Genomic DNA, 14,134 nt, shown 5'->3' on the forward strand with positions numbered 1-14,134 from the left:
GCCGCGCCCCGCGTGCTCAGGCCGGCCGCGGCGCCGGCGCGGCGCCGTCGTGGGGACAGCGGTGGATCTCCACCGTCACGTGCGCGAGTTCTTCATGCACGGACAGCGCCTGCCTGACGCGCGCCGGCGTCAGCGCCTCGTCATGCGTCACCAGGCTGGCGATCACGGCGAACTTCTGCTTGCCCACGCGCCACACGTGCAGGTCGGCCACGCGCGTGCCTTCGGGGCCGTCGTCGAAGCCGGCCAGCACCTCGCGCACCTCGTCCACCACCGGGTGGTCCATCTCGCGGTCCAGCAGCACGGTGCCGGTCTGCCGCAGCAGGCCCAGCGCCCAGTGGCCGACCAGCGCCGCGCCGGCCAGGCCCATCGCCGGGTCGAGCCAGCCCAGGCCGAGCCACCAGCCGCCGGCCAGCGCCAGCACCGCCAGCACCGAGGTGGCGGCATCGGCCAGCACGTGCAGGTAGGCGGAGCGCAGGTTGAGGTCGTGGCCGCCGTGGCCGCCGTGGCCGCCGTGGCCGCCGTGGCGGTGATCGTGCCCGTGGTCATGGCCGTGCGCATGCCCGTGATCGCGATCGTGATCGTGGCCATGAGCATGGCCATGGTGCGCGCCGCCCAGGATCAGCGCGCACGCCAGGTTGACCAGCAGGCCGCCGATGGTCACCGCCAGCGCTTCGCGGTAGTGGATGGCCTGCGGGCTGAACAGCCGCTCGACCGAGCCGTACGCCATCAGCGCGGCCACGCCGAGCAGGACGACGGCGCTGGCGAAACCGGCCAGCACTTCGATCTTCCACGCGCCGAAGGCGAAGCGGCGGTCGCCGGCGTAGCGGCGCGCCGCGGCGTAGGCGAAGGCGGTCAGACCGATGGCCAGCGCGTGCGAGCTCATGTGCCAGCCGTCGGCCAGCAGCGCCATCGAGTTGAACCACAGGCCGGCGGCGATCTCGGCCACCATGGTGGCGGCGGTGATCAGCATCACCAGGCGGGTGCCGCGCTCGGCGGCGCGGTTGCCGGTGTCGAATACGTGGCTGTGGGTCCAGCGGGAGAGGTCCTGGGTGTGCATGGCGGTCCTGTGTGGCGGATTCGGGGCGAACTGGCGCAAGCTTAACGGCAGCCGCGCCGGCGGTGCGCTTCATCCCTGCCGGGGGTGTGGATAGCGCGGCGGGCGGGCTGTCACATGGGCCTGCTATAAGTGCCTGTTATAAGTGTCTGCTATCGTTGGCGCGCCGCTTCCCCGCCGGCAAGGCGCGGGACGCCGCGGCACCCCCTACCGGACCAGAGCTCCCCGCACACGATGCACGCCTCCACCCTTGCCGCCGCGCCCGTCCCGGCGCCGATCTCCTTGCGCCAGGCGTTCTGGTACTGGCTCAAGCTGGGCTTCATCAGCTTCGGCGGGCCGGCGGGGCAGATCGCCATCATGCACGAGGACCTGGTCGAGCGGCGCCGCTGGATTTCCGAGGGCCGCTTCCTGCACGCGCTCAACTACTGCATGGTGCTGCCCGGGCCGGAGGCGCAGCAGCTCGCCACCTACATCGGCTGGCTGATGCACCGCACCTGGGGCGGGGTGATCGCGGGCGGGCTGTTCGTGCTGCCGTCGCTGCTGATCCTGATGCTGCTGTCGTGGATCTACCTGCGCTTCGGCGAGGTGCCGGCGGTGGCCGGCGTGCTGTACGGCATCAAGCCGGCGGTGACGGCCATCGTGGTGTCGGCGGCGTGGCGCATCGGCTCGCGCGCGCTCAGGAACGGCTGGCTGTGGGCCATCGCGGCGGCGTCGTTCGTCGCCATCTTCGGGCTTGGCCTGCCGTTCCCGGCCATCGTGGTGGCGGCGGCGCTGGCCGGCCACGTGGGCGGGCGCATCGCGCCGGGGCGCTTCGCCGGCGGCGGCGGGCACGGCGCCGGCAACGCGGGCCATGGCCCGGCGCTGATCGACGACCACACGCCCACGCCGGCGCATGCGTTTTTCTCGTGGCCGCGCTTCGCGCGCGTGCTGGCGGCCTTCCTGGCCATCTGGGCGCTGGCGCTGGGCGCGCTGGCCTGGCGCTACGGCTGGCAGGGCACGCTCACGCAGATGGGCTGGTTTTTCACCAAGGCCGCGCTGATGACCTTCGGCGGCGCCTACGCGGTGCTGCCGTATGTGTACCAGGGCGCGGTGGCGCATTTCCACTGGCTGAGCGCGCCGCAGATGATCGACGGCCTGGCGCTGGGCGAGACCACGCCCGGGCCGCTCATCATGGTGGTGGCCTTCGTCGGCTTCGTGGGCGGCTGGACCCATGCCGTGTTCGGCGCCGGCGCGCAGGTGGCCTCGGCGGTGGCGGCGGCCGCGGTGGTGACCTTCTTCACCTTCCTGCCGTCCTTCCTGTTCATCCTGCTGGGCGGCCCGTTCGTGGAAAGCACGCACGGCAACCTCAGGTTCACCGCGCCGCTGACCGCCATCACGGCGGCGGTGGTCGGCGTGATCGTCAACCTGGCGGTGTTCTTCGCCTATCACGTGCTGTGGCCGGCCGGGCTGCACGGCCGCTTCGACTGGCCTTCGGCGCTGATCGGGCTGGCCGCGGCGGTGGCGCTGTTCCGCTTCAGGGCCGGGGTGATCCCGGTGATCCTGGGCTGCGGGCTGGCCGGCATGGCCGTCGCGCTGCTGCGCTGAAGCCCGGCGCCCGGCGCCGGGAGTCCGCTACCAGCCGCTGTAGGGCGCGCCCGGCTCGCGGTGCGCGGCGAAGTGCCGGGCGAGATAGTCGACGAAGGCGCGCACCTTGGCGGTGAGGTGGTCGCGCGTGAGGAACACGGCCGACACGTCCGCCGGTGGCGTCGACCACTCCGGCAGCACCTGCCGCAGCCGGCCCGAGCGCAGCAGCGGCGCCACCTCCCATTCCGAGCGCATCAGGATGCCGTGGCCCTGAAGGGCCCAGCCGAGCGCGACCTCGCCGTCGTTGGTGCTGGCCGCGCCGCGCACCTTCACGGTTTCCTGGCGGCTGGCCGAGCGCAGGTGCCAGGTGCCGTAGGTGGCGTCGCTCTCGCGGATCACGATGCAGCGGTGCCGCTGCAGCTCGCGCGGCGAGGCGGGCTCGCCGTGGCCGGCCAGGTAGCGCGGCGCGGCGCACAGCAGGCGGCGGTTGTGGGCGAGGGGGCGCGCGGTCAGGCGCGCGTCGGGCAGGTCGCCCACGCGGATGCCCACGTCGAAGCCGGCCTCGGCCAGGTTGAGCGGCCGGTCGGTGAGCTCGAGCTGCACCTCCACCTCGGGGCAGGCCAGCAGGAAGGCGCCCACCGCGGGCGCCACGTGGCGCCGCCCGAAGCCCAGCGTGGCGTTGACCCGCAGCAGCCCGCGCGGCGCCACGCGGCTGCCGCCCAGGCCCTGCTCCAGTTCCTCCAGCTCGGCCAGGATGCGCGCACCCTGCGCCAGGTAGGCCTCGCCCTCCTGCGTCACGCTCAGGCGACGCGTGGTGCGGTTGAGCAGGCGCACGCCCAGGCGCGCCTCCAGCGCGGCCAGCCGCTTGCTGGCGGCCGACGGCGTGATGCCGAACTGCTGCGCCGCGCCGGCCAGGCTGCCGCGCTTGACCAGGGTGACGAAGAAGGCGAGGTCGGAGAAGGTGTCCAAACGCGGGAATTGGTGAATTGAAAGACTGAATGAAAGTCTGTGGATGAAATTATAGCGGCGTGTTCAATGGTTACACTGGCATCTCCATAAAACAGCGCGGCGGAAGCGTTCCCGTTTCCAAGCCGCCGGACCAAGGAGACCCACCATGACCCGTTCCACCGTGACCCGCGCGTTGACCACCCTGGCGCGCCGCGTGCGCCGCGCGCCCGCCGCCGCGCTTGGCGCGCTCGCCGTATCCGCGGTATCCGCCGCGCTGGCGCCCGCCGGCGCCGCCGCCGAGACCTTCCCGGCGCGGCCGATCCGCCTGATCGTGCCGTTCGCGCCCGGCGGCAGCGTGGACATCGCCGCGCGCCTGATCACGGAAGCCTGGGGCCGCCAGCTCGGCCAGCCGGTGGTGGCGGACAACCGCGCCGGCGCCTCCGGCAACATCGGCATGGACCAGACCGCCAAGGCCAGGCCCGACGGCTACACGCTGGCCATCAACAACGTGGCGCTGGCGGTCAATCCTTCGCTGTTCGCCCGGCTGCCGTTCGACACCGAGCGCGACCTGATGTCGGTCGGCACCATGGGCACCTCGCAGCATGTGCTGGTGGTCACCAACAGCCTGCCGGCCAAGGACGTGAAGCAGCTGATCGCGCTGGCCAAGAGCGAGCCCGGCAAGCTGAGCTTCGGCTCGGCCGGCACCGGCAGCACCCTCCACATGGCGGCGGAGCTGTTCAAGTCCGAGTCCGGCGCCAACATCCTGCACGTGCCCTACAAGGGCGGCGGCCCGGCCATGCTCGACACCATCGCCGGCCAGGTGCAGATCAGCTTCCCGGTGCTGTCGGCCGCGCAGCAGCAGGTGCAGGCCGGCAAGCTGCGCGCGCTGGCGGTGACCGGGCCCAAGCGCTCGCCGCTGATGCCGGGCGTGCCGACCGTCGCCGAGGCGGGCCTGCCCAACTACACGTTCGAGACCTGGTTCATCGTCAGCGCGCCGGCCGGCACGCCCAAGGACGTCGTCGCCACGCTCAACCGCACGCTGAACCAGGCGCTGTCCACGCCGGAGATGAAGGCGCGCCTGCTCAAGGAAGGCTTCGAGCCGCTCACCATGAGCCCGGCCCAGGCCGACGCGATGCTGCACAAGGAAACCCGGCGCTGGGCCGCGCAGATCAAGCAGGCCGGCATCACGCCGGAATAAGCCACGCCGGCCGCCCCCAGCGGCGGCCGCCATGCCACCCAACCACACGCACAGTCCCATGCCAGGCCGTACCCTTTACCGCAAGCTGGTGGATTCGCACACCGTGGCCGCGCTCGACGCCGACCACGTGCTGCTCTACGCGGATCTGCACCTGATGAACGAATACACCAGCCCGCAGGCGTTCGCCGGGCTGGCGGAACATGGCCGCGCCGTGCCCGCGCCGGGCCAGCAGGTGGCGGTGGTGGACCACATCATCCCCACCCACGCGCAGAGCCCGCGCCGCATCCAGGACCCGGCGTCCGCCTTGCAGGCGCGCAACCTCAAGCGCAACTGCGACCGGCACGGCATCCCGCTGTTCGACACCGACGACGCGCTGCAGGGCATCGAGCACGTGATCGCGCCCGAGCACGGCATGATCCGCCCGGGCATGGTGGTGCTGTGCGGCGACAGCCATACCACCACCTACGGCGCGCTGGGCGCGCTCGGCTTCGGCATCGGCACCTCCGAGGTGGAGCACGTGCTGGCCACGCAGACGCTGGTGTACCGCGTGGCGAAGGACATGCGCATCCGCGTGGACGGCACGCTGCCGCGCGGCGCCACCGCCAAGGACCTGATCCTCCACGTCATCAGCCGCATCGGCGCGCAGGGCGCGCGCGGCTACGTGGTGGAGTTCTGCGGCAGCGCCATCGGCGCGCTCTCGGTCGAGGCGCGCATGACCCTGTGCAACATGACGGTGGAAGCCGGCGCGCGCGGCGCGCTGATCGCGCCCGACGCGCGCACCATCGACTACGTGCTGGCGCGCGCGCCGGATATCGCCGGCGCGCTGCGCGAGCGCGCGCTGGCCTGCTGGCGCGGCCTGCACTCCGACGCCGGCGCGCGCTTCGACAGCGAACTCGCGTTCGACGCCGGCCACGTCGCGCCCTACGTGAGCTGGGGCACCAGCCCCGACCAGGCCATCGCCATCGACGCGCGCGTGCCGCTGCCCGCGGACGCCGCCGACGAGGTGGCGCGCAGCGCCGCGGCGCGCGCGCTCGACTACATCGGCCTGGAGGCCGGCGCCACGCTGGAGGGACTGCCGGTGCAGCGCGTGTTCATCGGCTCGTGCACCAACGGCCGCATCGAGGACCTGCGCGCGGTGGCCGACATCGTGCGCGGCCGCCGCGTGGCCGAGGGCGTGCGCGCGATGGTGGTGCCGGGCTCGGGCGCGGTGCGCGCCCAGGCCGAGGCCGAAGGCATCGCGCAGGTGCTGCTCGACGCCGGCTTCGAGTGGCGCAAGCCCGGCTGCTCGATGTGCCTGGCCATGAACGACGACGTGCTGGCGCCTGGCGAGCGCTGCGCCTCCACCACCAACCGCAATTTCGAGGGACGCCAGGGGCGCGCCGGGCGCACCCACCTGATGAGTCCCGCCATGGCCGCCGCCGCGGCGCTGACCGGCTGCATCACCGACGTGCGCCGCCTGGAGCAAACCGATGCCTGACGTCCGCAGCGAAATTCGCACCGAGAGCCATACCGAAAGCCAGGCCGAAAGCCAGGCCGGACATGACCTGATCGCCGCCACCGGCGCGCCGCTGCCGGTGGGCAACCTCGACACCGACCAGATCATGCCCAAGCAGTTCCTGCGCATCATCGACAAGGCCGGGCTGGACCGCGGGCTGCTGTACGACATGCGCTTCGACGCGCAGGGCGCGCCGCGCGCGGACTTCGTGCTCAACCAGCCGCGGTACCAGGGCGCCGGCGTGCTGGTGGCCGGGCCCAACTTCGGCTGCGGCTCCAGCCGCGAGCACGCGGTGTGGGGGCTGCAGCAGTTCGGCATCCGCGCGGTGATCGCGCCGAGCTTCGGCGAGATCTTCTACTCCAACGCCATCAACAACCGCCTGCTGCTGGCGATGCTGCCGCAGGCCGAGGTGGATGCGCTGATGGCCGCGGTGTCGGCGCCCGTGCCGGCGCGCATCGAGATCGACCTGGCCGCCATGACGGTGAGCGCCGGCGCGCTGCGCTTCGGCTTCGCGCTGGCCGAGCGCCACCGCCTGATGTTCCGCCAGGGCCTGGACATGATCGGCGCCACGCTGGCGCAGCAGGCGCGGATAGCGGAATTCGCGCGGCGCCATCACAATGCACAGCCGTGGCTGCAGGACGTCGCGGCCAGGACGATGGCGCGGCTGGCCGCCTAGGCGCGGCCGCATCCAGGAGGACCGATCGTGTTCGAAGGCTTCACCCCGCGCCGCGTGCCCTGCGGCGACGTCGAGATCCATGCCGTGGTGGGCGGGCAGGGCCCGGCCCTGCTGCTGCTGCACGGCCACCCGCAGACGCACGTGATCTGGCACAAGGTCGCCGCCGCGCTGGCGCGCCACTTCACCGTGGTCGCCACCGACCTGCGCGGCTACGGCGACAGCGGCAAGCCGGCCGGCCTGCCGGACCACGCCAACTACAGCAAGCGTGCCATGGCGCAGGACCAGGTGGCGGCGATGCGCGCGCTCGGCTTCGAGCGCTTCCTGGTGATGGCGCACGACCGCGGCGCGCGCGTGGCGCACCGCATGGCGCTGGACCATCCCGCCGCGGTGCGCCGGCTGGTGACGCTGGACGTCGCGCCCACGCTGGCCATGTACGAGCAGACCGGCCTGGCGTTCGCCACGGCCTACTGGCACTGGTTCTTCCTGATCCGTCCGGCGCCGTTCCCCGAGACGCTGATCGAGGCCGACCCCGCGCTCTACCTGCGCAGTACCATGGGCGCGCGCAGCGCGGGCCTGGCGCCGTTCACGGACGCGGCCATGGCCGAATACCTGCGTTGCCTCGGCTTGCCCGGCGCCGCGCACGGCCTGTGCGAGGACTACCGGGCCAGCGCCTCGATCGATCTCGGGCACGACCGCGCCGATCTCGCCGCCGGGCGCAAGGTCGAATGCGCGATGCTCGCGCTGTGGGGCGAGCAGGGCGCGGTGGGCCGCTGCTTCGCGCCGCTCGGGGAATGGCGCAAGGTGGCGCGCGACGTACGGGGCAAGAGCCTGCCGTGCGGCCATTACATCGCCGAGGAAGCGCCGGAGCTGCTGCTGGAAGAAACGCTGCCGTTCCTGCTGGCGGCGGGCTGAACCCCGCGCTGGCGCGCGGCGGCGCACGCCACTGTGGCGCGGAGCCGACGCAAGTGGGGCAGGCGGGGGGTACGAACCGCGCGCGCGCCGCCCGGCCCCGGCCGATGGCGCGATGGCGCGCCAAAGCGGCGGCGCGGCCGCCCCTGCAACGGGTGTTCGAGGATAAAATGCGCGGCGATGCATGCATCTGCCGCGTCGTCCCGGTCCGGGCCGGGCGACTTACAGGCCATCCTCTCCGCCATGGACGACACTTCCCCGCGCGCGCCGCTCCCGCCATCTGCCTCAACGTCTGCCGCGTCCGCCGCATCCGCCGCGCCTGCCGGCGTGGCCGCGATGGCGGACATGGCGGCGCATGCGGCGGCCGGGCCCGCGGCACCGCTGCTCGACTGCGTCGCCGATGCCATCGTCGCGCTCGACCGCGACTGGCGCTTCACCTACGTCAACGAGACCGCCGAACGCCTGTTCAGGCGCAGCCGCGCCGAACTGCTGGGCCGCGGCCTCCGCGACTGCTGCCCCGAGCTGGACGGCTCGCCCTGCTACCAGGCCGGCCTCGAGGCCGCCGCCAGCGGCGAGCCCCGCGCCTGTACCGCCTTCCATGCGCCGCTGGCCAGCTGGCTGGAGGCCCGCGTGTTTCCGCACGCGGGCGGGCTGACCATCCTGCTGCGCGACGTCAGCAGCGAGCGCGAGCAGTCCGCGCAGCTCGAGTACCACGCCGGCCACGACTACCTGACCGGCCTGCCCAACCGCCGGCGCTGCACGCAGGTGCTGGCGGATGCGGTGGCGGAGGCCGAGGCGGCCGCAGCGGGCGCGGCGGCCGGGGACGGCGCGGACGATGCGCACGCCGGCGGCGTGGCCGTGCTGTTCGTCGACCTCGACCGCTTCAAGGAAGTGAACGACGCGTTCGGCCACGCCGCCGGCGACACCCTGCTGCGCGAAGTGGCGGGGCGCTTCCGCGCGCTGCTCACGCCCGACGTGTTCGTGGCGCGCGTGGGCGGCGACGAGTTCGTCTTCATCCTGTGCCGCGCGCGCGCCGGCCAGGCCGAGCGCTTTGCCGGCTCCATCCTGGCCGGCGTCTCGCACCCGTTCCAGGTGGAGGGCCATGCGGTGCTGCTGGGCGCCAGCGTGGGCATCGCGCAGTGGCCGCAGGCGGGCAGCAGCGCCGACACCCTGCTCAACCACGCCGACGCCGCCATGTACGCCGCCAAGGGCGCGGGGCGCTTCCAGTTCCGCACCTTCCACCGCGATCTCGCGCACGGCATGCGCCAGCGCCTGCAATTGCGCGCCGACCTGCTGGCCGCGCTGGCCGACGACCAGCTCGTGCTGCATTTCCAGCCGCAATGGTCCCTGCCGGATGCGCGCCTGGTGGGCGCCGAGGCGCTGCTGCGCTGGCAGCACCCGGTGCACGGGCTGCTGCTGCCGGGCGCCTTCCTCGACGTGATCCTGGAGTCGCCGCTGGAAGCCGCGGTCGGCATGTGGGTGATGCGCGCCGTGTGCGGCCAGATCGCCGGCTGGCGCCGCGCGGGCCTGCCGGTGCCCAAGATCTCGCTCAACCTCTCGGCGCGCCAGCTGGTGATGCCGGGGCTGGCCGGGGTGCTGGCCGGGCTGGCGAGCGAACACCGGGTGCCGTGCGCGCTGCTGGACGTGGAAGTCACCGAGAACGCGCTGATGACCGATCTGGACAATGCCGCCGCGGCGCTGGGCGAGCTCAAGCGGGCCGGCATCAGCGCCTCGCTCGACGATTTCGGCTCGGGCTACTCCAGCCTGGCGTACCTGACGCGCCTGCCGGTCGACACGCTCAAGGTCGACAAATCCTTCGTCGCCGCGCTGGGCCGCGCGCCCGAGGCGCTGGCGGTGATGCGCGGGGTGATCGCGCTGGCCCGCTCGCTGGGCCTGCGCAGCCTGGCCGAAGGCGTGGAAAACGAGGCCCAGCAACGCCTGCTGGCCGACGAAGGCTGCGATGCGGCGCAGGGCTTCCTGCTCGGCAGGCCGCTGCCGGCGGCGGAATTTGCCGCCGTGATGCGCGGCGGCGGGGCCGCCGGGCGCGGCTGATGCAGCGCGGCAACAACCCGCAGGCATGCCGAGCACGATGGGGCCCGGAGGTGCATAATCGCCCACCAGTACGACAAGCCCTAGCCGGAGTGGTCGACCGGCTCAACATACATTCATGAATGGATGTATAATTCCGCGATCGTTTGCCTGGGTCCAAGCCGATTGGTCCAGGCGCCTGTTGCGGAACTTGACCATGACTTACCGTTTTATTGCCGGATGCATCGGCACCTGGCTTGCGATCGCCGTGACCGCGGGCTGGGTGGTGGAGCGCCTCTGGTCCTGAGTACGGGTGGTCGGCCTTGCCGCAGAGAGGCGGCAAGGTTTTCGCTAGGACTTGCCATTCTCGCGGTTTTACCACCCACCTTGCACATGACCAATCAGAAGAAGAAGGCCGGCCTTGCCCGCCGGTTCGCATCGCAATTCAAGGCGCTTGGCGCCATTGCCGCTCTCGGCGCCTGCGCAGCCGCGCATGCCGACCCTGCTGTCCATGTCGCCGTCGGCCGCGACCCCGGCCACAACATCAACAAGTACGAACTCGGCGTCAACTGGGACTCCGGCTTTGCCTGGGGCAACCCGCAGGGCTGGCAGTTCAAGCTGCAGTGGGAAGCCGAAGTCGCCGAGTGGAACACCCTGAGCGGCACCAACCACCACAACCTGACCGAATTCGGCTTCACGCCGGTCTGGCGCCTGGAAAAGCGCGGCGGCGCGTGGGTGCCGTTCCTCGAAGCCGCGGTCGGCGTGCGCATGCTGAGCAGCAAGTACACCTCGGAAGAGCACCGTTCGGGCAGCCTGTTCCAGTTCTCGGACATGCTCGGCCTGGGCGTGGCCTTCGGCCCGCGGACCGCGTACGAGGCCGGCTTCCGCTACCAGCACGTCTCCAACGCCGGCATCAAGCAGCCCAACCCGGGCAGCGGTTTCTACACGGGCTACGTGCGCTACCGCTTCTAAGGCCATCCGCCGGGCCCGGCGCCCGGCGCCCGGCGGCTCAGGCCAGCCGCGCCAGCCCCGGGCGCGCATTGCGCGCGCCGCGCGCCGGGCTCTCCGCCGGCGCTGCGCGCCCCTGCTCGCCACGCAGCGAATCGAAGAAGCGCCACAGCGCCGGCGCGTCGCTGGTCGCCACGTTGAAGCGGATCCACGGCGAATCGCCCTCGTCCGGCACGAAATACGATCCGGGCGCGAGCCAGATGCCGTGCTCCAGCGCCAGCGTGGCCAGCCGGTTGCCGGACCGCGCGGCCTCGTCACCGTCGCCGGCGCTTTTTCCGTTCTCGTCCGGTCGCACGCGCGCCCAGGCGAACATCCCGCCTTCCGGGCGCAGCAGCACTTCCAGCCCGTGCGCTTCCATCTTCTCCGTGATGCGGTCCTGCTGCCCGCGCAGCCGCTCGGCCAGCGCCGCCACATGGCGGCCGTAGTGGCCGCTGGCCAGCACCGAATACACCAGCCGCTCGGTCACTTCCGACGAAGTCAGCCCCACCGCCATCTTGGTGCGCGCCAGCGCCTTGGCCAGCTCCGGGCTGGCCGCCAGGTAGCCCACCCGCAGCGAAGGCGTGATGGTCTTGGAGAAGCCGTTCACGTAGATCACGTGCGAGAGCCCGTCCATGGCCGCCAGCATGGGCGAGCCGGCCGGCGCCAGCTCGCGGTAGATGTCGTCTTCCACCACCAGCAGCCGGTATTGCTCGGCCAGCTGCAGCACGCGGTGCGCGTTCATGCTGGTGAGCGTGCCGCCGGTGGGGTTCTGCAGCACCGTGTTGACGAACAGCGCGCGCGGCGCATGGGTGCGGATGGCATGGTCCAGCGCGTCGGTGTCCAGCCCGGCGGCGGTGCGGCGCACGCCGACCACCTGCAGGCCGGCCAGGCGCAGGATCTGCAGCAGGTTGCAGTAGCAGGGATCTTCCACCAGCACCGTGTCGCCGGGGCGCAGCAGCGTGCGCACCACCAGGTCCAGCGCCTGGGTGGCGCCCTGCGTGAGCACCACCTGCTGGGCCTGCACCGGCATGCCGTACTGGCTCAGGCCGGCGGCAATATGCTCGCGCAGCGCGGCGAAGCCGTAGGGGTGGCCGTAGCCCGACACCTGCGCGGCCGGCACGCGCGCGGCCGCGCGCATGGCCTGGTGCAGCCCTTCCTCGTTGAGCCAGTCGCCCGGCAGCCAGCCGGCGCCGGCCTTGATCGGCACGGAGTGATCGGCGAACACGTCGGACAGCAGCCAGGCCGCATTGAGCCCGGGCGCCTCCCAGCGTGCCGCGGGCGCCTGGCCCGCCGGCGCGTGGCGGTGCGCCACCGTATAGCCCGAGCCCACCCGCGCGCTCAGGTAGCCCAGCGCGGTCAGGCGGCCGTAGGCCTCGGCCACCGTGAACGTGCTGACGCCGTGCTGCTGGGCGAAACGCCGCACCGAAGGCAGCGCCACGCCGGCGCGCAGCACGCGGCGGTCGACCAGGCTGGCGATGCCGGCCACGATCTGTTCGGTCAGGGTGTCGCCGCCGCGGCGGCCGCGCACGAGTTCCAGGTTGAGCATGCGTCACGCACCATGAAATAGACCTGTACAGTTTAAGCGCGCCGCGCGGCAAACGGAAAGCACAGTTTCACGGCGCATCGATGCCGCACCGCAACGCAGTCCCCGCCACGGGCGGGCTTTTCCATGACGCGATGCGCAATCGCATTGCCCGCGGAGGGCGCGGCGGGTGCCGGCGACGCTGCCCTATCTGTACGGTTGTTGCAGCCTTGCCTGTACGGTCAGGCGAGGTTTTGCCGACCGTATATTCTTCAAGGCAGGCCGGGCCGCTACAGTGGCCCCATTCACCAGCAGTGCCCCCGGACAACTTACCGAACAACCCGGGCGCGGCCACGAGCGCCGCCGCCCAAGCCCGAACCCCCTGAGGAGGACGTATGGATGCCGCCAAGACCGTGATCCCCGATCTCGACGCCCTGTGGATGCCGTTTACCGCCAACCGCCAGTACAAGGCGGCGCCGCGCCTGCTCGCCTCGGCCAGCGGCATGTACTACACCACTCATGACGGCCGCCAGGTCCTCGACGGCTGCGCCGGCCTGTGGTGCGTGGCCGCCGGCCACTGCCGCACCGAGATCACCGAGGCGGTGACCCGCCAGGTGCAGACGCTGGACTACGCGCCGCCGTTCCAGATGAGCCACCCGCTCACCTTCGAGGCCGCCACCAAGCTGGCCGGCATCATGCCCGCGGGCCTGGACCGCATCTTCTTCACCAACTCGGGCTCGGAATCGGTCGACACCGCGCTGAAGATCGCGCTGGCCTACCACCGCGCGCGCGGCGAAGGCCAGCGCACCCGCTTCATCGGCCGCGAGCGCGGCTACCACGGCGTGGGCTTCGGCGGCATGGCGGTGGGCGGCATCGGCGGCAACCGCAAGGTGTTCTCCGCCAACCTGATGCCCGGCACCGACCACCTGCCGGCCACGCTCAACATCGCCGAGGCGGCCTACTCCAAGGGCCAGCCGCAATGGGGCGCGCACCTGGCCGAAGACCTCGAGCGCATCCTGGCGCTGCACGATCCGTCCAACGTGGCGGCCGTGATCGTCGAGCCGCTGGCCGGCTCGGCCGGCGTGCTGGTGCCGCCGGTGGGCTACCTGGAAAAGCTGCGCGAGATCACCAGCAAGCATGGCATCCTGCTGATCTTCGACGAAGTCATCACCGCCTTCGGCCGCCTGGGCGCGGCCACCGCGGCCGAGCGCTTCAAGGTCACGCCGGACCTGATCACCATGGCCAAGGCCATCAACAACGCAGCCGTGCCGATGGGCGCGGTGGCGGTGCGCCGCGAGGTGCACGACACCGTGGTCAACTCCGCCGCGCCTGGCGCGATCGAGTTCCTGCACGGCTACACCTACTCGGGCCACCCGCTGGCGGCCGCCGCGGCCATCGCCACGCTGGACATCTACAAGAACGAGAACCTGTTCGGCCGCGCCGCCGCGCTGGCTCCCGTGTTCGAGGCCGCCGCGCACTCGGTGCGCGGCGCGCCGCACGTGAAGGACATCCGCAACCTCGGCCTGGTGGCCGGCATCGAGCTGGAGCCGCGCGCGGGCCAGCCCGGCGCGCGCGGCTACGAGGCCTTCCTCAAGTGCCTGGAGCGCGGCGTGCTGGTGCGCTACACCGGCGACATCCTGGCCTTCTCGCCGCCGCTGATCATCACGGAAGAGCAGATCGGCCACATGTTCGACATCGTGAAGAAGGTCCTGCAGGAAGTGCAGTGACGCAGTGAGGCAGTGACCATCGCCACC

Annotated in this window: 11 protein-coding genes; 8 read left to right on the forward strand and 3 right to left on the reverse strand. The window is 72.0% G+C overall.

Going from position 1 to position 14,134, the window contains the following annotated elements:
* Positions 1-16 precede the first annotated feature (16 nt).
* Positions 17-1,057 (reverse strand): CDF family Co(II)/Ni(II) efflux transporter DmeF, encoded by a 1,041-nt coding sequence (gene dmeF / locus ACKI2N_RS02170; protein WP_420996165.1) that lies wholly within the window; start codon positions 1,055-1,057, stop codon positions 17-19.
* 231 nt (positions 1,058-1,288) lie between these two features.
* On the opposite strand from dmeF, the gene chrA reads away from it, so the two are divergent.
* Positions 1,289-2,638: a chromate efflux transporter gene (chrA, locus tag ACKI2N_RS02175; protein WP_420996166.1), complete on the forward strand. Its 1,350-nt coding sequence runs from the start codon at positions 1,289-1,291 to the stop codon at positions 2,636-2,638.
* Positions 2,639-2,665: 27 nt separating this feature from the next.
* Here the strand turns inward: chrA and ACKI2N_RS02180 are convergent, their stop codons facing one another.
* Positions 2,666-3,586 (reverse strand): LysR family transcriptional regulator, encoded by a 921-nt coding sequence (locus ACKI2N_RS02180; protein ID WP_420996167.1) that lies wholly within the window; start codon positions 3,584-3,586, stop codon positions 2,666-2,668.
* 145 nt (positions 3,587-3,731) lie between these two features.
* Here ACKI2N_RS02180 and ACKI2N_RS02185 point away from each other — a divergent pair, with 145 nt between their 5' ends.
* The 6 genes from ACKI2N_RS02185 (at position 3,732) to ACKI2N_RS02210 (ending at position 10,843) form a co-directional block, all read left to right on the forward strand.
* Positions 3,732-4,763, forward strand: coding sequence for a tripartite tricarboxylate transporter substrate binding protein (locus tag ACKI2N_RS02185; RefSeq protein WP_420996168.1), 1,032 nt, complete (start codon positions 3,732-3,734; stop codon positions 4,761-4,763).
* 58 nt (positions 4,764-4,821) lie between these two features.
* Positions 4,822-6,240, forward strand: a complete 1,419-nt coding sequence (gene leuC, locus ACKI2N_RS02190) for a 3-isopropylmalate dehydratase large subunit (protein ID WP_420996169.1) — start codon at positions 4,822-4,824, stop codon at positions 6,238-6,240.
* Complete coding sequence (gene leuD / locus ACKI2N_RS02195; protein WP_420996170.1) at positions 6,233-6,934, forward strand: 3-isopropylmalate dehydratase small subunit; 702 nt, start codon at positions 6,233-6,235, stop codon at positions 6,932-6,934. The genes leuC and leuD overlap by 8 nt, the downstream gene beginning before the upstream one ends.
* A 27-nt stretch (positions 6,935-6,961) precedes the next feature.
* Entirely contained in the window at positions 6,962-7,846 is an 885-nt protein-coding gene (locus ACKI2N_RS02200; protein WP_420996171.1) for an alpha/beta fold hydrolase, read from the forward strand.
* Between the two features lie 333 nt (positions 7,847-8,179).
* Positions 8,180-9,895 (forward strand): putative bifunctional diguanylate cyclase/phosphodiesterase, encoded by a 1,716-nt coding sequence (locus ACKI2N_RS02205; RefSeq protein WP_420996172.1) that lies wholly within the window; start codon positions 8,180-8,182, stop codon positions 9,893-9,895.
* 369 nt (positions 9,896-10,264) lie between these two features.
* On the forward strand, positions 10,265-10,843 hold the full coding sequence (locus ACKI2N_RS02210) for an acyloxyacyl hydrolase (RefSeq protein ID WP_420996173.1): 579 nt from the start codon (positions 10,265-10,267) through the stop codon (positions 10,841-10,843).
* A 37-nt stretch (positions 10,844-10,880) separates the two neighbouring features.
* Here the strand turns inward: ACKI2N_RS02210 and ACKI2N_RS02215 are convergent, their stop codons facing one another.
* Positions 10,881-12,404 (reverse strand): PLP-dependent aminotransferase family protein, encoded by a 1,524-nt coding sequence (locus tag ACKI2N_RS02215; protein WP_420996174.1) that lies wholly within the window; start codon positions 12,402-12,404, stop codon positions 10,881-10,883.
* 371 nt (positions 12,405-12,775) lie between these two features.
* Between ACKI2N_RS02215 and ACKI2N_RS02220 the strand changes: the two genes are divergently transcribed.
* Positions 12,776-14,107 (forward strand): aspartate aminotransferase family protein, encoded by a 1,332-nt coding sequence (locus ACKI2N_RS02220; RefSeq protein ID WP_420996175.1) that lies wholly within the window; start codon positions 12,776-12,778, stop codon positions 14,105-14,107.
* Positions 14,108-14,134: the final 27 nt, after the last annotated feature.

It is taken from the genome of Cupriavidus sp. 30B13, from assembly GCF_049059565.2.
Taxonomy (GTDB): Bacteria; Pseudomonadota; Gammaproteobacteria; order Burkholderiales; family Burkholderiaceae; genus Cupriavidus.

What these genes read in the sequence shown, in the direction of transcription:
- ACKI2N_RS02210 (WP_420996173.1), top strand. Translation starts at nt 10,265, where the DNA reads ATGACCAATCAGAAGAAGAAGGCCGGCCTTGCCCGCCGGTTCGCATCG.
- ACKI2N_RS02205 (WP_420996172.1), top strand. Translation starts at nt 8,180, where the DNA reads ATGGCGGACATGGCGGCGCATGCGGCGGCCGGGCCCGCGGCACCGCTG.
- chrA (WP_420996166.1), top strand. Translation starts at nt 1,289, where the DNA reads ATGCACGCCTCCACCCTTGCCGCCGCGCCCGTCCCGGCGCCGATCTCC.
- ACKI2N_RS02220 (WP_420996175.1), top strand. Translation starts at nt 12,776, where the DNA reads ATGGATGCCGCCAAGACCGTGATCCCCGATCTCGACGCCCTGTGGATG.
- dmeF (WP_420996165.1), bottom strand. Translation starts at nt 1,057, where the DNA reads ATGCACACCCAGGACCTCTCCCGCTGGACCCACAGCCACGTATTCGAC.
- leuC (WP_420996169.1), top strand. Translation starts at nt 4,822, where the DNA reads ATGCCAGGCCGTACCCTTTACCGCAAGCTGGTGGATTCGCACACCGTG.
- ACKI2N_RS02215 (WP_420996174.1), bottom strand. Translation starts at nt 12,404, where the DNA reads ATGCTCAACCTGGAACTCGTGCGCGGCCGCCGCGGCGGCGACACCCTG.
- ACKI2N_RS02185 (WP_420996168.1), top strand. Translation starts at nt 3,732, where the DNA reads ATGACCCGTTCCACCGTGACCCGCGCGTTGACCACCCTGGCGCGCCGC.
- leuD (WP_420996170.1), top strand. Translation starts at nt 6,233, where the DNA reads ATGCCTGACGTCCGCAGCGAAATTCGCACCGAGAGCCATACCGAAAGC.